The sequence below is a fragment of the Streptomyces sp. NPDC038135 genome (assembly GCF_055601245.1).
Genome location: NZ_JBVJXS010000003.1, coordinates 74,502 through 93,898, shown reverse-complemented (window position 1 = coordinate 93,898; position 19,397 = coordinate 74,502). Strand labels below are relative to the sequence as shown.

General features: G+C 72.5%; 16 protein-coding genes. 11 read left to right on the top strand and 5 right to left on the bottom strand.

The genetic code is table 11. The features are described 5' to 3' along the window. Positions 1 to 117: 117 nt before the first annotated feature. From ACZ7JA_RS08830 to ACZ7JA_RS08780, 11 genes are all read left to right on the top strand, one after another. The gene (locus ACZ7JA_RS08830; RefSeq protein WP_450752935.1) at positions 118 to 1,956 is read left to right on the top strand and encodes an AGE family epimerase/isomerase; all 1,839 of its coding nucleotides are present in this window, start codon (positions 118 to 120) and stop codon (positions 1,954 to 1,956) included. Further along, positions 1,953 to 2,294, top strand: coding sequence for an STAS domain-containing protein (locus tag ACZ7JA_RS08825; protein ID WP_351661376.1), 342 nt, complete (start codon positions 1,953 to 1,955; stop codon positions 2,292 to 2,294). Before ACZ7JA_RS08830 ends, ACZ7JA_RS08825 begins: the two co-directional genes overlap by 4 nt. After that, entirely contained in the window at positions 2,291 to 4,435 is a 2,145-nt protein-coding gene (gene glgX / locus ACZ7JA_RS08820) for a glycogen debranching protein GlgX (protein WP_470807774.1), read from the top strand. The genes ACZ7JA_RS08825 and glgX overlap by 4 nt, the downstream gene beginning before the upstream one ends. 26 nt (positions 4,436 to 4,461) lie before the next feature. After that, positions 4,462 to 4,773, top strand: a complete 312-nt coding sequence (locus ACZ7JA_RS08815) for an STAS domain-containing protein (protein ID WP_351661372.1) — start codon at positions 4,462 to 4,464, stop codon at positions 4,771 to 4,773. A gap of 14 nt (positions 4,774 to 4,787) precedes the next feature. Continuing rightward, positions 4,788 to 5,288, top strand: a complete 501-nt coding sequence (locus tag ACZ7JA_RS08810) for an ATP-binding protein (protein ID WP_351661370.1) — start codon at positions 4,788 to 4,790, stop codon at positions 5,286 to 5,288. Between the two features lie 6 nt (positions 5,289 to 5,294). Next, on the top strand, positions 5,295 to 6,530 hold the full coding sequence (locus tag ACZ7JA_RS08805; RefSeq protein WP_351661368.1) for a PP2C family protein-serine/threonine phosphatase: 1,236 nt from the start codon (positions 5,295 to 5,297) through the stop codon (positions 6,528 to 6,530). Between the two features lie 22 nt (positions 6,531 to 6,552). Further along, a complete protein-coding gene (locus ACZ7JA_RS08800; protein ID WP_351661366.1) occupies positions 6,553 to 7,347 on the top strand; it encodes a MinD/ParA family ATP-binding protein in 795 nt (264 codons plus the stop codon). Positions 7,348 to 7,559: 212 nt separating this feature from the next. Beyond that, on the top strand, positions 7,560 to 9,605 hold the full coding sequence (locus ACZ7JA_RS08795; RefSeq protein ID WP_389306336.1) for an alpha-1,4-glucan--maltose-1-phosphate maltosyltransferase: 2,046 nt from the start codon (positions 7,560 to 7,562) through the stop codon (positions 9,603 to 9,605). Further along, entirely contained in the window at positions 9,602 to 11,839 is a 2,238-nt protein-coding gene (gene glgB / locus ACZ7JA_RS08790) for a 1,4-alpha-glucan branching protein GlgB (RefSeq protein ID WP_470807773.1), read from the top strand. Before ACZ7JA_RS08795 ends, glgB begins: the two co-directional genes overlap by 4 nt. Further along, the gene (locus ACZ7JA_RS08785) at positions 11,836 to 12,276 is read left to right on the top strand and encodes a CoA-binding protein (protein WP_450745996.1); all 441 of its coding nucleotides are present in this window, start codon (positions 11,836 to 11,838) and stop codon (positions 12,274 to 12,276) included. The genes glgB and ACZ7JA_RS08785 overlap by 4 nt, the downstream gene beginning before the upstream one ends. A 16-nt stretch (positions 12,277 to 12,292) precedes the next feature. Continuing rightward, positions 12,293 to 13,210, top strand: coding sequence for an NAD(P)/FAD-dependent oxidoreductase (locus ACZ7JA_RS08780; protein WP_351661359.1), 918 nt, complete (start codon positions 12,293 to 12,295; stop codon positions 13,208 to 13,210). 16 nt (positions 13,211 to 13,226) lie between these two features. On the opposite strand, the gene ACZ7JA_RS08775 is transcribed toward ACZ7JA_RS08780, so the two are convergent. The 5 genes from ACZ7JA_RS08775 to ACZ7JA_RS08755 all read right to left on the bottom strand — a co-directional run bounded on the left by ACZ7JA_RS08775 (position 13,227) and on the right by ACZ7JA_RS08755 (position 19,184). Further along, positions 13,227 to 14,198 (bottom strand): aldo/keto reductase, encoded by a 972-nt coding sequence (locus ACZ7JA_RS08775; protein WP_351661357.1) that lies wholly within the window; start codon positions 14,196 to 14,198, stop codon positions 13,227 to 13,229. Next, a complete protein-coding gene (locus ACZ7JA_RS08770; protein WP_389306343.1) occupies positions 14,198 to 15,865 on the bottom strand; it encodes an MFS transporter in 1,668 nt (555 codons plus the stop codon). Before ACZ7JA_RS08770 ends, ACZ7JA_RS08775 begins: the two co-directional genes overlap by 1 nt. After that, positions 15,862 to 16,545: a type 1 glutamine amidotransferase domain-containing protein gene (locus tag ACZ7JA_RS08765; protein ID WP_470807772.1), complete on the bottom strand. Its 684-nt coding sequence runs from the start codon at positions 16,543 to 16,545 to the stop codon at positions 15,862 to 15,864. Before ACZ7JA_RS08765 ends, ACZ7JA_RS08770 begins: the two co-directional genes overlap by 4 nt. A 21-nt stretch (positions 16,546 to 16,566) precedes the next feature. Beyond that, entirely contained in the window at positions 16,567 to 17,730 is a 1,164-nt protein-coding gene (locus tag ACZ7JA_RS08760; RefSeq protein WP_351661350.1) for a ferritin-like domain-containing protein, read from the bottom strand. A 62-nt stretch (positions 17,731 to 17,792) separates the two neighbouring features. Further along, positions 17,793 to 19,184 (bottom strand): MFS transporter, encoded by a 1,392-nt coding sequence (locus tag ACZ7JA_RS08755; RefSeq protein ID WP_351661347.1) that lies wholly within the window; start codon positions 19,182 to 19,184, stop codon positions 17,793 to 17,795. Between the last annotated feature and the right edge of the window lie 213 nt (positions 19,185 to 19,397).

Below are 19,397 nucleotides of genomic sequence, written 5' to 3'. Positions count from 1 at the left end.
GTCCACGGCAAACGAGTGCGCTGAAGATATGACAAGTTCGCGAAATGTCAAGAACGGGAGATTCGATGGTTCATCAGTCCCGGGCGAATTCGAAAACATAAAGCGAAGGGTGTGACCATGTCCGACACCGTCAACTTCACGTTCTCCGACACCGTCGCGGGCCGGGTGGCCGGATTCGATCGCGAGGCACGCGTCTTCACCCTCGTCACCGCCGACGGCCGTCCCTTCGAGGTCTCCCTGGACGGCGGGCCGTCCGCCGAGCTGCTGCACAACCTCGGGGAGCCGTACCAGGACGCGACCGGGCACATCGACTCGCTGATCGGGGAGGGCCGGTACGTCCTGGCGTACGGGATCTTCTACCCGGGGGCCGGCGGGCCGCGGTTCGAGGCGAAGCGGCTGATCTTCACCGGGCGGCAGCCGGACGACCACCGGTTCGAGGAGGCCGGCTGGTGGATCCGGCAGATACGCGAGATCGCCGCCTTCTACCGCAAGGCCCAGTTCGGCGACGGGCCGGTGGACTTCACCCGCTACCGCACCGAGATCCGGCTCAGCGGCGACAAGACCGCGAGCCACGTCCAGGAGACCGACACCATCTCCCGGCTGGTGTACGGCATGGCCTCCGCGTTCCTGCTCACCGGCGACGACGAGTACCTGGAGGTCGCCGAGCGGGGCACCGAGTACCTGCGCGAGCACATGCGGTTCGTGGACGCCGACGAGAACGTCGTGTACTGGTACCACGGCCTGAAGGTCGACGGCGACGTCGAGACCAAGCTCTTCACCTCGGAGTTCTCCGACGACTACGACGCGCTGCCCGCCTACGAGCAGATCTACGCGCTGGCCGGCCCCGTCCAGACGTACCGGATCACCGGCGACCCCCGCATCAAGGCGGACGCGGACGCCACCATCCGGCTCTTCGACCGGTTCTACCTGGACCCGGAGCACGGCGGGTACTTCTCCCACATCGACCCGATCCTGCTCAGCGCCGAGCACGAGTCGCTCGGCCCCAACCGGGCGCGCAAGAACTGGAACTCCGTCGGCGACCACGCGCCGGCCTACCTGATCAACCTGTACCTGGCCACCGGCGAGAAGACCTACGCCGACATGCTGGAGTACACCTTCGACACCGTCGTCGGCCGCTTCCCCGACCCGGGGCACAGCCCCTTCGTCCAGGAGCGGTTCCACAAGGACTGGTCGCACGACACCACGCACGGCTGGCAGCAGGACCGGGCGGTCGTCGGCCACAACCTGAAGATCGCCTGGAACCTGCTGCGGATGCACTCGCTGCGCCCCAAGGACGCCTACCTGGAACTGGCCACCTCCCTCGGCGAGACCATGCCCGAGTGGGGCGCGGACCGGCAGCGCGGCGGCTGGTACGACGTGGTGGAGCGGGTGCGGCGGGACGGCGAGGACCGGCACCGGTTCACCTGGCACGACCGCAAGGCGTGGTGGCAGCAGGAGCAGGCGATCCTCGCCTACCTCATCCTGTGCGGAGTCACCGGCCGCGCCGACTTCCAGGGCGAGGCCCGCGACGCGCAGGCCTTCTACAACGCCTTCTTCCTCGACCACGACGAAGGCGCCGTCTACTTCAACACGCTGGCCAGCGGGCTGCCGTACCTGCTCGGGGTCGAGCGGCTGAAGGGCAGCCACTCGATGTCGATGTACCACTCGGCGGAGCTGTGCTACCTGGCGGCCGTCTACAACAACCTGCTGCTCGGCGGCAGCGCGATGGACTTCTGGTTCAAGCCCGACCCGGCGCTGATCGAGGGCCGGGTGCTGCGGGTGGCTCCCGACCTGCTGCCGCGGGGCTCGGTGCGCATCGAGTCCGTGGAGATCGACGGTGAGCCGCACACCGGCTTCGACGCCGAGGGCCTGCTGGTGCAGCTCCCCGAGACGTCGGGCCGGGTCAAGGTGAAGGTTCGGCTGGCCCCCGTGGCCCGGACGGAGGTGGCGGGATGACCGTCAAGCTCAGCTCCCGCACCGAGGGCGACACCGCGGTCGTCGTCCTCGAAGGAGAGATCAACTCGACCACGTCCGGCGGGCTCCAGGCCCAGCTCCTGCCGTTCGTCGGACAGGGCAGCCGGCTGCTGATCGACCTCGGCGGCGTCTCGTACGTCTCCAGCGCCGGGCTGCGCACCCTGCTGATCGTGCACCGCAGGGCGCAGCAGCTCGAGACCCGGGTGACGCTGGTCGGCCTGTCGGAGGAGGTCCGGTTCGTGATGTCCGCCACCGGGTTCCTGGACTTCTTCGAGATCGAGGAAGACCTGGACGCGGCACGGGAACACACGGGCCGATGACCACCCCGGACGTACGTGAGCGCGTCGACGCGTTCCCCACCCGCCGGATCGGCGGCCACCGGGTCCGGGCCGGACGGCCCTTCCCGTACGGCGCCCATCCGGTGCCCGGGGGGATCAACTTCTCGGTCTACTCCGACCGGGCGACCGCGATGCGGCTGGTCCTCTTCGAGCGGGGCGCCCGGCGCCCCATGGCCGAACTGGAGTTCCCACCGGAGTTCCGCATCGGCAGCGTGTACGCGATGACGGTCTTCGACCTGGACGCGGAGAACCTGGAGTACGGCTTCCGCGCCGACGGCCCCTTCGATCCGGGGGCCGGCGACCGGTTCGACGCGGGCAAGGTGCTCAGCGACCCCTACGCCCGGCTGATCTCGGGCCGGGACGTGTGGGGCCGGGAACCGGACTGGGACGACGTCTACCCGTACCGGGCGAAGGTGCTCGACGACGACTTCGACTGGGGCGACGACACCCCGCTGGGCATCCCCACCGAGGACCTGGTCATCTACGAGACCCACGTCCGGGGCTTCACCCGGCACCCCTCGTCCCGGGTGAGCGCGCCGGGCACCTACGCCGGCCTGCGGGAGAAGATCCCGTACCTGGCGGAGCTCGGCGTGAACTGCGTGGAGCTGCTGCCGGTCTTCGAGTTCGACGAGCTGGACAACCCGCGCACCGACCCGGCGACCGGCGGCCGGCTCCACAACTACTGGGGCTACAACACCGTCTCGTTCTTCGCCCCCAAGGCCGGCTACGCGGCCACGGGACGGTTCGGGATGCAGGCAGACGAGTTCAAGACCCTCGTCCGGGAACTGCACCGGGCCGGCATCGAGGTCATGCTCGACGTGGTCTTCAACCACACCGCGGAGGGCAACGAGCAGGGCCCGACCATCTCGTTCCGCGGCCTGGACAACGCGACGTACTACATGCTCACGCCCCAGGGCGAGTACTACAACTTCAGCGGCACCGGCAACACCGTCAACTGCAACCACCCCGTGGTCCGCGACTTCGTGCTGTCCTGCCTGCGCTACTGGGTGTCCGAGTACCACATCGACGGCTTCCGCTTCGACCTCGCCGCGATCCTCGACCGGGCGCCCGACGGCACCCCGCTGCCCAACCCGCCGCTGCTGGAGCAACTCGCCCACGACCCGATCCTCCGGCACACCAAGCTGATCGCCGAGGCCTGGGACGCGGCCGGGCTCTACCAGGTGGGCGCCTTCCCCAACTACGGCCGCTGGTCGGAGTGGAACGGCAAGTACCGCGACACCGTGCGCCGGTTCGTCAAGGGCGAGCCCGGACTGGTCGGCGAGCTGGCCACCCGCATGGCCGGCTCTCCCGACCTGTACCGGGGCCGCACCGCCTCGGCGTCGGTCAACTTCGTCACCGCGCACGACGGGTTCACCCTGCACGACCTGGTCTCGTACAACGACAAGCACAACGAGGCCAACGGCGAGGACAACCGCGACGGGGCGAACGACAACCACAGCTGGAACTGCGGGGAGGAGGGCCCCAGCGACTCGGCGCACGTCCGCGGCCTCAGGACGCGCCAGATGAAGAACATGCTGGGCATCCTCCTGACCAGCCAGGGCGTGCCGATGCTGCTGGCCGGGGACGAGGTCGGGCGCACCCAGCGCGGCAACAACAACGGCTACTGCCAGGACAACGCGCTGTCCTGGTTCGACTGGGGGCTCGTCGAGGCGAACGCGGAGCTGCTGGAGTTCACCCGGGCCCTGATCGCCTTCCGGCACGCCCACCCGGTGCTGCGCTCCGCCGACCACCCGACCGGCTCCGACCGGGTCGGCAGCGGCTACCCGGACCTCGGCTGGCACGGGGTGCGGGCCTGGGACCCGGACTGGTCGGCGCACAGCAGGGTCCTCGCCTGGATGCGCTGCGGGCGTCACGCCCGGGGTGGCACCGTGCGCGACGACCACGTGTACGTGGCCGCCAACGCCCACTGGGAGTCGCACGACCTGGAGCTGCCCGGACTGCCCGAGGGGCAGGCCTGGCATCTGTTCGCCGACACCGGGCTGGGCGCCCCGCACCGCCCCGGCCCGCTCGGCGCCGAGCCCGAGCTGCACCACCCGGGCCGCTACCACCTCGGCCCGCACGCGCTGGTGATCCTCGTCGGCCGGGACCGGCGCACCGGCTGAACCCCCTCACAGAAGGAGAGCTGTTCATGTCGTTCGACGGAATCCTGAGCGTGTCCGAGGGCATCGCGACGATCGAGATCAAGGGAGAGCTGGACGCGTCCACCGCGCCCCGCTTCCACGACCTGATCGACCGGGCGGCCGAGCAGGGCGCGGTGCGGCTGGAGATAGACGCCCGGCATCTCGACTTCCTGGCCAGCGCCGGCCTGCGCTCCCTGGTCTTCGCCCGCCAGAAGATGGGCGACGAGGTGCGCATCGCGGTGATCGGGGCGACGGAGCCGGTGAGCCGCACCATCCGGCTGGCCGGCTTCGACCACAGCATCGAGCTGATCGACGCCTGAGAGGGGCCACGGAGATGGCGATCGACTCGGGGGCCGCGCCGGCCGAGCACACCGCCGAGCAGGAGTGGTGCGACCTGCCGCTCGCCGCCCGGACCGCGACGCGGCTGCGCGTCCCGGCCGACCTCGAATCCCTGGACCTGGTCGCCGGGTTCGTCCTGGAGCTAGGACGGTCGGGACGGCTGAGCAGCAGCGAGACCTACCGGCTGCGGCTGGCGGCCGACGAGCTGGCCACCAACATCGTGATGCACGGCTACCGCGGGGCGAGCGGCGACATCTGCGTGGACGGCGGGATCGCCCCCGACCGGGTGTGGGTGCGCTTCGTCGACGACGCCCCGGCCTTCGACCCGCGCGGCGGGATGAAGTCGCCCGACCTGGAGATGCCGCTGGCCCGGCGCGCCGTCGGCGGGCTCGGCGTCTTCCTGGCGCTCACGGCGGTGGACGGCTTCGACTACGAGCTGGTGGCGGGGCGGAACGTCAGCACGCTGACGATCCGCCGCGGCCACCACGACGGATGAGACGAGATGTCACACACGAAGGTGTTGCTCCTTGACGAACACCGCCGCGCCCCGGACGAGCTGCTGGCGACGCTGCGCGAGCTGCGGTTCGAGGTCAGCCGGCGCACGCCCGGCGAGACCCTCGCACAGGCGCCGGGCGAGCTGGGGGAGACAGACGTACTGCTCGTGTCCGCCCGGCTCGCCCCGGCCACGGTGAAGGCGGTCGTACGGCGGCTGGACGACGAGGGGCGGCAGCCCACCGTGGTGGCGTACGCCGACCACGACCTGCATCTGCTCGGCGGGCACGTCCAGGCGGGCGCCGACTACCTGGTGCCGCCGTTCCACCCCGAACTGGTCCGCGCCCGGCTGCGCGACTGCCACGAGCGCACCGAGTTCAGCCGCACCCTGCAGGACGTGGCCGCGCACGCCGAACTGCTCAGCTACGAGAGGGAGCTGGAGATCGGCCGGGAGATACAGCTCGGCTTCCTGCCGGACACCCTGCCCAGTCCCGACGACTGGGAGATCGACGTCCGCTTCCGGCCGGCCCGGACCGTCGCCGGGGACTTCTACGACGTCTTCGAACTGGTCAACCGGCGCCGGCTGGCGCTGGTGGTGGCAGACGTCTGCGACAAGGGCGTGGGCGCCGCCCTGTTCATGGCGCTGATCCGCAGCCTGCTGCGGCACACCGCCGAGCAGAGCGGGCTGCAGAGCCTGATCGCGGCCGACGTGCTGAACGAGTCCACCGTCTGGGAGGAGCAGACCCGCGCGATCCCCGTCGTGGGGGCGACGCCGCTGCTGAACGCGGTGGTGGGCACCAACAACTACCTGACCCGCAACCACATCCGGCAGGGCTACTTCGCCACCCTGTTCTTCGGCGTCCTGGACCCGCTGACCGGCAACCTCGTCTACATCAACGGCGGCCACAACCCGCCGGTGCTGGTGAGCGCCGACGGCGCCGAACCGGTGCTGCTGGAACCCACCGGACCGGCGGTCGGCGTCATCCCCGACGTCACCTTCTCGCTGGGATACGCGCAGATCAGCCCCGGCGACACGCTCTTCATCTACACCGACGGGGTGACCGAGGCGCGGTCCGGTTCAGGCCGGTTCTTCGGCAACGAGCTGATGCTCAGCCAGCTCACCGGGGCGGCGGTGCGCGGCGAGGAACTCCTCGACCACATGGACGGGGTGCTGAACGAGTTCGTCGGACCCGCCGAGCAGTCGGACGACATCACCATGATGGCCGTGCACCGGCGCGCCTCCTGACGCAGGACCCCGGGTGGAGACCATGTCCCAGATCATCACCGTGCACTCGTACCGGGGCGGTACGGGGAAGTCGAGCACGGCCGCCAACCTGGCGGTGCTCCTGGCCTCCTCGGGCCACCGGGTCGCGCTGGTCGACACCGACATCCAGACCCCGGCGCTGGACGTCATGTTCGGGGACGCGCTCGGTACCGTCCGGCGTTCCCTGAGCGACTACCTGATCGGGCGCTGCGAGATCGAGGAGGCCGCCTATCCGGCCGAGGCGGACGCCGGGCACGACGGGTTCTTCGTGGTGCCGGCCCGCAGCCGGGCCGGCGTCATCAACGAGATCCTGGGCCGCGGCTACGACGTGGGCCTGCTCCGGGAGGGCTTCGACCGGCTGATCGACTCGCTCGCCCTCGACGTGCTGCTCCTCGACACCCACGCCGGGTTCAACAACGAGACGGTCACCTCGATGGCCAGCTCGGACGCCCTGGTGGTGGTCACCCGGGCGGACCGGCTGGACATGGCGGGCGCCGCCGAGACCAAGTCGCTCGCCGAGCGCCTCGGCTGCGGACGGCTGAGCGTCGCGGTGAACCTGGTGCCGTCCGGCACGCCCCACGAGCCGCTGCGCGCGAGGGTGGCGGACGCCTTCGGCGCCCCGGTCACCGTGTCCCTGCCGTACGCCCCGGAGATGGCGGCGCTGGCCGGGGAGCGGCTGTTCAGCACGGCCTATCCGCACCATCCGCTGGTGGCGGGCTACCGCCGCATCATCACCGACGTCAGCAACGGCACCACGGCCCTGCGCCGCCCCCCGCCACACCCCCCTTCCCTCCCCTGACCCCGACGGCCCCCCACGTCCGGACCCCGACTGGGGGACCCGGCACGCCCGGGCCCGACTTCGGCGCCCGCCATGTCCGGGGCTCGGACCCCGACGCCGACCACGGCCGGGCCCGAGATCCCCGACGCCCGCCCCAGCCGGGACCCCGAGACCCCGACACCCCCGGCGCCCGCCACAGCCGGGTTCACGACCGCACCCAGGTGCCAGGAGGCATGACCATGCGAGGCAAGCCCGACGTCCGTCGCCCGGCGCCCACCGTCGGCCGGATACCCGTGCGGGACGTCCGCCCCCAGGTGGACGCGGGCCGCCGTCCCGCCCGTGCCGTGCCGGGCGAGCTGTTCGAGGTGTCCGCCACGGTCTTCCGGGAGGGGCACGACGCGGTCGCCGCCAACGTCGTCCTGACCGGCCCGGACGGCGTGCCGGGCCCCTGGACGCCGATGCGGCTGGTCGCGCCGGGCACCGACCGCTACGCCGCGCAGGTCGCGGCCGGCCGGGAGGGCGAGTGGACGTACCGGGTGGAGGCCTGGAGCGATCCCGTGGCGACCTGGCGGCACACCGCCCGGATCAAGATCCCGGCCCGGATCGACGTGGAGCTGGTCCTCGCGGAGGGCGCGCGGCTCCTCGACCGGGCGCTGGACGCCCTGCCGTCCGACGAGGGGCGGGCCCGCGAGGTGCTGACGGCGGCCCGGGCCCGGCTCGCGGACGGCGCCCTCGGCCCCGACGAGCGGCTGGCCGCCGCACTCGGCGCCGAGGTCACCGAGGTACTGGCCGCCCGCCCGCTGCGCGAGCTGGTGACCCGCTCCGAGGAGCTCCCGCTGCGCGTCGACCGGGAGCGGGCGCTGTACGGGGCCTGGTACGAGCTGTTCCCGCGCTCCGAGGGCGCCGTGGCGGAGACGGTGAACGCCGAGGGCGTGCTGGAACCGCCGCGCTCGGGCACCCTGCGCACCGCGGCGGAGCGGCTCGAGGCGGTCGCCGCGATGGGCTTCGACGTGGTGTACCTGCCGCCGGTCCACCCGATCGGCACCACCCACCGCAAGGGCCGCGGCAACACCCTGGCCGCCGGTCCGCACGACCCCGGATCACCGTGGGCGATCGGCTCCCCGGCCGGCGGCCACGACGCCGTCCACCCCGACCTCGGCACCCTCGACGACTTCGACCACTTCGTCGCGCGGGCCGGTGAGCTGGGCCTGGAGGTGGCGCTGGACTTCGCGCTGCAGTGCTCGCCCGACCACCCCTGGGTCACCGCGCACCCCGAGTGGTTCCGGCACCGGCTCGACGGGTCGATCGCCTACGCCGAGAACCCGCCGAAGAAGTACCAGGACATCTACCCGCTCGACTTCGACGCCGATCCCGAGGGGCTGTACGCGGAGTGCCTGCGGGTGCTGCGCCACTGGATGGCGCACGGCGTGCGCATCTTCCGCGTGGACAACCCGCACACCAAGCCGGTCCGGTTCTGGGAGCGGCTCATCGAGGAGGTGCACACCACCGATCCCGACGTGCTGTTCCTCGCCGAGGCGTTCACCCGGCCCGCGATGATGCACGGCCTGGCCCGGATCGGCTTCCACCAGTCGTACACCTACTTCACCTGGCGCAACTCCAAGGAGGAGGTCGAGTCCTACCTCTCCGAACTGGCCGGTCTGGGCGGCGAGGAGAGCGCGGCCTACCTGCGCCCGAACCTCTTCGTGAACACCCCCGACATCCTCAACGCCTTCCTGCAGTACGGCGGCCGCGCGGCCTTCGCCGTGCGGGCCGTGCTCGCCGCGACGGCGGCCCCGGCCTGGGGGATGTACGCGGGCTACGAGCTGTACGAGAACGTGCCCGCCGGACCGGGCGGCGAGGAGTACCTGGACTCGGAGAAGTACCAGTTCCGACCCCGGGACTGGAAGGCCGCAGACGCCTCAGGCGACACCCTGGCCCCGCTGGTCACCACCCTCAACCGGCTGCGCCGGGAGCACCCCGCGCTGCGCCGGCTGCGCAACCTGCGCTTCCACCGCGCCGACAACGACGCCGTCGTCTGCTTCTCCAAGCGGGCCGGCGACGACTGGGTGCTGGTGGTCCTCAACCTCGACCCGCACACCGTGCGGGAGGCCACCGTCCACCTCGACCTCCCCGCCCTCGGTCTGGACCGCGCCGACACCTTCGAGGCGCACGACGCGCTGACCGGCGAGACGTACCGCTGGGGCCGCGACAACTACGTACGCCTCGACCCCCGCGACCAGGTCGCCCACATCATCACGGACAGGACGCACCTCTCGTGAACCCGCCGGTCTCCCCCCACCCCGTCCGCCCGGCCCCGGCCCGGCCGACGGCCACCGACCTCAAGCGCCTGACCACGTCGGAGACGGCCGACCCGCACGCCCTGCTCGGCCCGCACCCGGGACCCGGGGGCGTGACCCTGCGCGTCCTCAAGCCGCTCGCCGAGGCGGTGTCGGCCGTCGGCCCGGCCGGGAACGTGCTGGCCGAGCTGCGCCACGAGGGCGGCGGCGTCTTCTCCGGCCTGCTGCCCGGCGGCCCGGACGACGTGCCCGACTACCGGCTGCGGGTGCGGTACGCCGACTGCGAGTGCGAGACCGACGACCCGTACCGCTTCCCGCCGGTGCCGGGGGAGCTGGACCTGTACCTGATCGCCGAGGGCCGGCACGAGCGGCTGTGGACGGTGCTGGGCGCCCGGGTGTGCGAGCACCGGTCGGTCACCGGCACCGCGTTCGCGGTGTGGGCGCCGAACGCCCGCGCCGTGCGCGTGGTCGGGGACTTCAACCACTGGGCCGGCGCCGGGCACCCGATGCGCTCCCTGGGCGCCTCGGGCGTGTGGGAGCTGTTCGTGCCGGGTGTGGGCGACGGCTGCCGGTACAAGTTCGAGATCCTGGGGCCCGACGGCACCTGGCGGCAGAAGGCCGATCCGCTGGCCCGCTCGGCCGAGGCCGCGCCCGGCACCGCCTCCGCCGTCTTCACCTCCCGCCACCGGTGGACGGACGGCGAGTGGATGGCGCGGCGCGGCAGCCGGCGCGCCGAGCGGGCGCCGATGAGCGTGTACGAACTGCACCTGGGCTCCTGGCGGCCGGGCCTCGGCTACCGCGAGCTGGCCGATGAACTGCCCGGCTACGTGAAGGCGCTGGGCTTCACCCATGTGGAGCTCCTGCCCGTCGCCGAGCACCCGTTCCGCGGCTCCTGGGGGTACCAGGTCACCTCGTACTACGCGCCGATGGCCGCGCTCGGCACCCCCGACGACTTCCGGTACCTGGTGGACGCCCTGCACCGGGCGGGCATCGGCGTCATCCTCGACTGGGTGCCGGCGCACTTCCCCAAGGACGACTGGGCGCTGGCCCGCTTCGACGGCACGACCCTGTACGAGCACCCCGATCCGCGGCGCGGCGAGCACCCCGACTGGGGCACCCTCGTCTTCGACTACGGCCGTGATCAGGTCCGCAACTTCCTGGTCGCCAACGCCCTGTACTGGTGCACCGAGTTCCACGTCGACGGGCTGCGGGTGGACGCCGTCGCCTCGATGCTCTACCTCGACTACTCCCGCCCCGAGGGCGGCTGGCTGCCCAACGCCTACGGCGGCCGGGAGCACCTGGAGGCGGTGGAGTTCCTGCAGGAGATGAACGCCGCCGTGTACCGGAGCTGCCCCGGCGTGGTCACCGTCGCCGAGGAGTCCACGGCCTGGGACGGGGTGACCCGGCGCACCGACCACGGCGGGCTCGGCTTCGGGTTCAAGTGGAACATGGGCTGGATGCACGACTCCCTCGGCTACATGGGCCGGGACCCGGTGCACCGGCAGCACCACCACCACGCGCTGACGTTCCCCATGGTGTACGCGTACGCCGAGAACCACCTGCTGCCGGTCAGCCACGACGAAGTGGTGCACGGCAAGGGCTCGCTGCTCGGCCGGATGCCCGGCGACCGCTGGCGCAGGTTCGCGGACGCGCGGGCCTACCTCGCCTTCATGTGGGGCTTCCCCGGCAAGCAACTGCTGTTCATGGGACAGGAGTTCGCGCAGGAGAGCGAGTGGTCGCACGACACCGGGACCGACTGGGCGGCCACGGCCGACGCCGCGCACGCGGGCGTGCGGGACCTGGTGCGCGACCTCAACGCCCTGTACCTGCGGCTGCCCGCCCTGTGGGACCTGGACGCCGACCCCCGCGGCTTCGCCTGGCTGGACGCGGACGCGGCCGAGGACAACGTGTACTCCTTCGTCCGGTACGACGGCGACGGCGGCCCGCTGGTGTGCGTGCACCACTTCGGGCCGAGCGTGCGCCACGGCTACCGGATCGGGGTGCCGGGCGGCGGCGAGTGGACCGAGGTGCTCAACACCGACGCGGCCCGCTACGGCGGTTCGGGCGTGCTCAACTCCGAGCCTGCGCAGGCCCGTCCGGTGCCCTGGCAGGGCCAGGAGTGGAGCGTCGAGGTCACCCTGCCGCCCCTCGGCGTCATCTGGCTGCGCCCCCGGCACCGGGCCGCGGGCGGCGAACGACACGACGAGGGGACATGACCGTGGGCGAGTACCTGTGGGACGAGTACCTCAGGATCCTGGGCGGGGCGCGCACCATCGCGGTGGTGGGCGCCTCGGTGGAGGAGGGCAAGTCCGCGCACGAGATCCCGGCCTACCTCCAGCGCAAGGGCTTCCGGGTGATCCCGGTGAACCCCTACCACCGCGAGGTGCTGGGCCGGCCCGCCTTCGCCTCGCTGCTCGAGATCGGGGAGCCGGTCGACGTGGTCGACGTCTTCCGGCCGGCGCCCGAGACCCCCGACGTGGCCCGGGAGGCCGTCGCCATCGGGGCGCGGACGCTGTGGCTGCAGCTCGGCATCGTCTCCGACGAGGCGCGGGACATCGCCGTGGCGGGGGGACTGCGCGTGGTCATGAACCGCTGCCTCGGCGCGGTCCACGCGGAGCTGGAGCTGGCCGGGGAACTCAGCCGCACGACCTGAGAAGGGGGAGAGGACCATGCAGGATGCCGACGCCGTCGTCGTCGGGGGCGGCCCCGCCGGGCTGTCCGCCGCGCTCTACCTGGCCCGTTACAACCGCGAGGTCCTGGTCTTCGACACGGGCCACGGGCGTTCCACGCACCACCAGACCAACCACAACTACCTGGGGTTCCCGGGCGGCATCCCGACCGTCGACCTGCGCAAGCTCGGCCGGGAGCAGCTCGGCCGGTACGCCAACGCGCGGATCGCGCACCACCTGATCACCCATGCCGAGGGCGACGCGGAGCGCGGCTTCACGGTCCGCTCCCAGGGGCACTCCTGGCGGGCCCGGACGCTGGTGCTGGCCACCGGCGTCCTCGACCACTTCCCGCACTTCGCGGGCTGGGAGTCGTACGTGGGCCGGTCGATGTTCTGGTGCATCACCTGCGACGGCTACGAGAACCGGGGGCGCAGCATCCTGGTCGCCGGGCACACCGACGCGGCCGCGGGCGAGGCGATGCAGCTGCACAGCCTCACCGACCGGGTGCGGCTGCTGACGAACAGCGCGAGCGACGAGATCAGCCCGAAGTTCCGCCGCCGTCTGGAGGGCGCCGGCATCCCCGTGGTGCACGACCGGATCGGGGAGGTGGAGGGCGCCGGCGGACTGCTCACCGCCGTGGTGACCCGCGGGGGCCGCCGGCTGGCACTGGACGCGCTGTTCTCCATCCAGGGCGCCACCCCCGAGACCACGCTCGCCCGGCAGCTCGGCGTCCGGCTCGCGCCCACCGGTTACGTCGAGGTGGACTCCGAGCAGAAGACGAGCGTGCCGGGCGTCTACGCGGCCGGCGACCTCACCGCGCTGCACTCCCACCAGGTGACGTCGGCCGTCCACGAGGGGGCGCAGGCGGCGTCGGCCGCCAACTACTTCCTGCATCCGCCGGAGCTGAAGGCGGACTGAGGCGGGGGGGAGCGGGTCAGCGGCGGGCGCCCTGGATGCGGGCGGCCGCCTCGGCCAGCCGGGACAGGTCGTCGTCGGTCAGGGTGAGATCGGCGGCGGCCGTGTTCTGCTCCAGGTAGCTCGTCCGCTTGGTGCCCGGGATCGGCACGATGTCCTCGGGGCCCTGTGCGTGCACCCAGGCCAGCGCGACCTGGCCGGGCAGCACCTCGTGGCCGGCGGCGATGTCCCGGATGACGTCGACGACCTTCTGGTTGGCGTCGAGGTTGTCCTGCGAGAAGCGCGGCAGGTTGCGGCGCATGTCGTTCGCGGCCATGGTGTCCCGGCTGGTGACCGCGCCGGTCAGGAAGCCCCGGCCGAGCGGCGAGAACGGGACCACGCCGATGCCCAGCCGGCGGGCCGCGGGCAGCACCTCCGCCTCGATCTCGCGGCTCCACAGCGAGTACTCGCTCTGCAGGGCCGTCACCGGGTGCACGGCGTGGGCGCGTTCGAGTTCGTCCGCGGACACCTCGGAGACCCCGATGTAGCGGACCTTCCCCGCCTTCACCAGGTCGGCGAAGGCGCCGATGGAGTCCTCGACGGGGGTCTTCGGGTCGATCCGGTGCAGGTAGTACAGGTCGATGTGGTCCACGCCGAGCCGCTGGAGCGACTCGTCGCAGCACCGCCGGATGTAGTCGGGGTCGGCGCGCAGCTCCATGCCGGCGCCGGGCCGCACGTCGGCGATGCCGCACTTGGTGGCGAGGGTGACCTCGTCCCGGCGCTCCCGCAGCGCGTAGCCGACCAGCTTCTCGTTGGCGCCGATGCCGTACAGGCCGGTCGCCCCGTACACGTTGGCCGTGTCGATCAGGGTCACGCCCAGATCGAGGGCCCGGTGGATGGTCCTGATCGACTCCTCGTCGTTGCCTACTCCGTACGACTGGCTCATGCCCATGCAGCCGAGACCCTGCGCGGATACCCGCAGTCCCTGGCTGCCCAGAGCGACCTGACGCATCAGTGTTTCCCTTCGTGGTGGTGGAACCAGTGGCCGAGCCGGCGGCCCACCGCGTGACCGCCGGTCAGCAGGTACAAGGCGTGTGCGAGGCCCGTGCGGCGGCCGTGCCGCACCCACAGGAAGTGGTGGTGGGGCCGGCTGTCGTGCGGGTTCGGAAGCCGGAATACCAGGACGAACGAGACCAGCGTAAGTGCGGCCATCACCAACAGGGCGGATTGAAAGGCGACTTGGTAACGGCTTGACGCACCGGCCACGCCGGGGCGGGCGCCGAGGACGGAGAAGACCGTGCCGATCCCGGCCACGCCGAGGGCCTGGCCGACCTGGAAGGCGGTGGTCAGGGCGCCCGAGGCGGAGCCCTTGTCGTCGGCCCGGATGCCGGTCAGGACGACCCCGATCAGCGGGGACATCGTCAGCCCCTGGGCGGTGCCGACCAGCAGCAGCGGCAGGGCCAGCTCGCCCGCCGACAGGCCGGAGCCGGCCGCGTGCACGACGGCCCAGGCGGCGGCCAGCCCGCCGAGCAGCAGGACGTGCCCGATGACCAGCACGGACCTGCCGAGCCGCGGCACCAGCCGGGGCACCAGCAGGGACGAGGCGAAGAACGCGACACCGACCGGCGCGAAGGCCAGGCCCGCCTGGAGCGGGTCGAGACCGAGGCCGACCTGGAAGGTCAGCGAGGTGTAGACGGCCAGGCCGACGATGGTGATGAAGAACAGCACCCCGATGGCCATGCCCGTGCCGAAGGCGCGCTGCCGGAACAGCGACGGGCGCAGCAGCGGGGTGCGGCCGGTGCGGTCCAGGTGCCGCTCGTAGCGGACGAAGACGGTGAACGCCGGGACTGCGGCGGCGAACATCAGCAGGCTCCACCAGGCCCAGCCCGTGCCCGGTCCGATCAGCAGGGGCAGGACGAGCAGCAGCAGGGCGCCGCCGAGCAGACCGGTGCCGGCCAGGTCGATGTGCGGGCGGCCCGCCGGCCGGTCCGGCGCCATGACCCGGCGGCCGGTGAGCAGCGCGGCGGTGCCGAGCGGGACCAGCACGAGGAACGCGGGCCGCCAGGCCAGCCCGGCGATGTCGAGCTGGATCAAAGCGCCGCCGACGAGCTGGCCGACGACGATGGCGACGCCGATGGTGGCGCCGAACAGGCCGAGGGCGAAGTTGCGTTCGGCGCCGTCGAAGGTGTCCTGGATGATCGACAGGATCTGCGGGTAGATCAGCGCGGCGCCGAAGCCCTGCACCAGCCGGGCGCCGATCAGCACGGCCGCGTCCGGGGCGAGCCCGCTGACCAGCACGGCGGCGGTGAACAGGACCAGGCCGGCGAGCAGCACCCGGCGGCGGCCCAGGACGTCGCCCAGCCGGCCGCCGGTGATCAGGAAGACGGCGTAGACCAGCCCGTACCCGGCGACGACGAACTGCACGGCGCCGAAGCCGACGTGCAGGGTCCGCTGCAGGGAGGGCATGGCGAGGTTGGCGATGGAGACCCCGCCGACCACGAGGAAGGTGCAGGTCAGCCCGACCGCGAGGACGAGCCAGCGGGCGCGGCCCGTCGCGTACGGGTCCGGCGCCGGGGGCCGCGGCGGCGCGGGCGCCGGCACGGCGGCGGTCCGGGCGCCCGCGACGGGGGCGCCCGGACCACCCGCGGCGGCGCCGCCCGCGGCCGGGTGCGTCGTCACGTGGCCGCCAGGGCCAGCACCGTCGCCATGGCGGTGTCCGTGGCGGAGGCCGGGTTCTGGCCGGTCACCAGGCGGCCGTCGGTCACCGCGTGGGCGGTGAACTCGGGCGCCGCCTCGTGCTTGGCGCCCAGTTCCTCCAGGGCGGTCTGCAGGGCGAACGGGACGACGCCGGTGAGGCCGACCGCGGCCTCCTCGGCGTTGCTGAACGCGGTCAGCCGCTTGCCGTCGACCAGCGGGCGGCCGTCGGAGAGCCGGACCCCGACCAGGGCCGCCGGCCCGTGGCAGAGCGCCGCGACCACGCCGCCCGCCTCGTAGACGTCGCGGGCCAGCGCGGACAGCGCCGGGTTGCCGGGGAAGTCCCACATGGTGCCGTGGCCGCCGGCGAAGAAGACGGCGTCGTACGCGGCGGGGTCCACGTCCTCGGGCCGCGGGGTGGCGGCGAGCTTCCCGGCCATCTCCGGGTCCGCGAGGAACGCCTTCTGCACGGGGTCGGTGAGGTCGGTCCCGGAGGCCGGGGGCCGGCCGCCGCGCACGGAGACGAGGTCCACCCCGTGCCCCGCCTCGGTGAACACCCGCCAGGGGTGGGCGACCTCGGGCAGGTAGAAGCCGGTCTCGCGGCCGGTGCCGCCCAGCTCGGCGTGGCTGGTGAGGACGATGAGGACCCTCTTCGTACGGGGCATGGTGACTCTCCTGCGGGGCGCTCAGGCCTGGGCGGCGTTGAGATTGCGGAAGCGGGGGCCGTAGAACACCGGCTTGTCGAGGTCGGTGTAGGTGTGCAGGAAGCCGAACTCGGCCGGGTACAGCCGGGGCAGGTCGTCGACGAGCTCCGGCGGGATCCGGCGCTGCATGAAGGTGAAGGAGGAGAACACCCGCAGCTTCATCATGTTGTGGACCGCCTCGCCGAAGGTCGGCCACTGCTGGTCCGGGTCGCCGTTCCACATCGCGTCGAGGTGGGCCATCATGTCGCTGTAGTCCTGGTCGAAGACGAGCAGCGCCTCGGCGACCTCCTTGCCGTCCGGGTCCTCGGCCAGCAGCTTGTCGTAGCCGTCGGCGGGCACCGCGAGCGTGTTGATCACCGACGGCCAGTCGATCCGAGCGCCCTGGAAGTGCACGGCCTCGGTCTCCGGGGTCAGCTCGACCGCGGGCTCCGGCTCGCGGTAGGTGCGGCCGTACCAGAGCTCGGCGAACTTCCCGTAGTGAGACTCCTCGTGCTGGTAGGCGGCGCCGGTGCGGATCGTGCCGCTGGCCGCGCCCTCGCCCTGCTGCAGGATCTCGTCGATGCCCTCGAGCAGCTGGTCCACCGGGTCCACTCCGGGCGTCGGCACGATGGTCTTGAAGCCGATGTTGTCGCCGACCTGGTTGGCGACCCCGCCGCCCTGCACCGCCGCGCGCAGTTCGGCGGCGTTGGCGACGATGGCGTCCCTGATCTGCGCGTACAGCTTGCCGATCGTCGGGAAGTCCTCGTGGCCGTACTCCTCCGGGAGCAGGAACAGCGGGGACTCCAGCCGCATGAAGTTGCGCAGCTGCGGCTTGGAGAGCCGGGCCAGACCGAGGTGCAGGTCGGGCTCCACGCCGCCGGGCAGGCCGTGCGAGGGGAACTTCGGGTCGAGGTTCCTGATCCGGGGCCGGCCGCCGATCGCGGCGAGCATGTTGGCGGCGATGGACATGTGCACCATCTCCTCCATCAGCACGCTGCGGATCGTGTTGTAGCTGGTGAAGTTCTGCACCTCGAGCGAGAGCATCGCCGCGGTGTAGACGGGCAGGGTGGAGTGCTCGAGTTCGATCGCCGTCTGGAGGGCGGAGCGGATCCAGGCGACGTTGCGCCGGACCGGGGCCGAGACGGTCTCGTCCTGGGCGGTGGTCATGGCTCGCTTCCTTTCAACGTGTCAGCAGGGTGAGGGCGGGCGGGGGAGTGCGGTCGGGCCGGTCAGGCGTCCTGCGCGGGCTTCGCCCGGCCGAGCAGGCCGACGAGGAGGACCGAGCCGACGCCGAGCGCCACGACGCCGAGGCCGATCCGGTGCATCGGGCCGAGCGTGCCGAGCACGGCGACGCCGAGAGCCGAGCCGGCCTGGCGGGAGGCGTTCAGCGCGCCCTGGGCGGTGGCGGCGAAGCGCTGCGGCGCGGCCGTCGCCATGTCGGCCGTCGAGGCCGGGATCGCGGTGGTGGCGCACAGCGCGAGGGCGATCTGGGCGGCGACGAGGAGCGCCAGCGGGGTCTCGGTGCCGGAGAAGGAGAGGATCAGGCCGGAGACGGCGCCGGCGGTGAGGCCGAACAGGATGAGCGGCCGGGTGCCGGTCTTCGCGACCAGCCGGCCGGTGAAGAACGGCAGGACGGCGAGCGGCAGCGTCATGGGCAGGAACGCGAGCCCGGTCCGCAGCGCCGACATGCCCCGGTCCTCGACCATCCACTGGGTCATGGCGAACAGCAGCCCGTAGAAGGCGAAGGAGGCGGCGGAGCCCGCCACCAGGTCGGCCCGCACCCGGGAGAGCGAGAGCAGCGCCGGCGGCAGCGCCGGGTCCGCGGCGCGGCGTTCCACGACGGCGAGCAGGACGAAGGCCAGCAGCGCGGCCACCAGGGCGGTCACCGGCACGGCACGCCCCCAGCCGTCGGTGCCGCCGTCGACGAGCCCGAAGGTGAGCGCGCCCAGACCGGCGATGGACAGCAGCAGGCCGGGGTAGTCGATCGGGCGGTGGGCGGTGGGCCGGTCGGCCGACAGCGACCGCGCCAGCACCACGGTGATCAGCGCGATCGGCGGGTTGACGAGGAACACGAGCTGCCAGCCGCCGAGCGCGACCAGGGCCCCGCCGAGCACGGGCCCCGAGACCAGTCCGAGCGCGCTGATCGCGGCCCAGGCGCCGACGGCGCGGGAGCGCTTGGCCGGGTCCGGGTAGAGCCCGGCGAGCAGGGCTAGCGAGGCCGGCACCAGGCCCGCCGCGGCGACGCCCAGCAGGGCCCGCCCGGCGATGAGCATGCCGGCGGAGTCCGCCGCCGCGCACAGCGCCGAGACGACGCCGAACGAGATCAGGGCCGCGCGGTAGATCCGGCGCGGTCCGAAGCGGTCCGCGATCGAGCCCGCGGCCAGCATCAGGCCGGCGAACACCACGGTGTAGGCGTCCACCGTCCACGGCAGCGCACTGGCCGAGGCGTGCAGATCGTCACGCAGGTCCGGCACCGCCACGTTGAGGATGGAGGCGTCGAGCAGGACCAGGAAGTTGCCCACGACAATGCCGAAGAAGCGACCCGCCGTCCCCGCGCTCCGCCGTGCCTGCCGGCCCCCGCCGGCAGGCCGGGTCAGCAGCTCAGAGCTCTCAGATGTCATGCCGCCAGGCTTGTGGGCGCCCGCGCGTGCGGCCAGAAACCCACCTCTACTTCGTGAACTCGGCCGGATGCGGGCGTGATTGATCCGACCGTCCTACCGCCGGCCGCCGCCCGTCCGTCCCCGGCGGCCACCGCTCCGGTGCCCCCCACCGCGTATTGCGCGGCGAGTTCAGAAAGTATTCGCGAGTCGCGGAAAAGCGCCTTGCGTACGCCC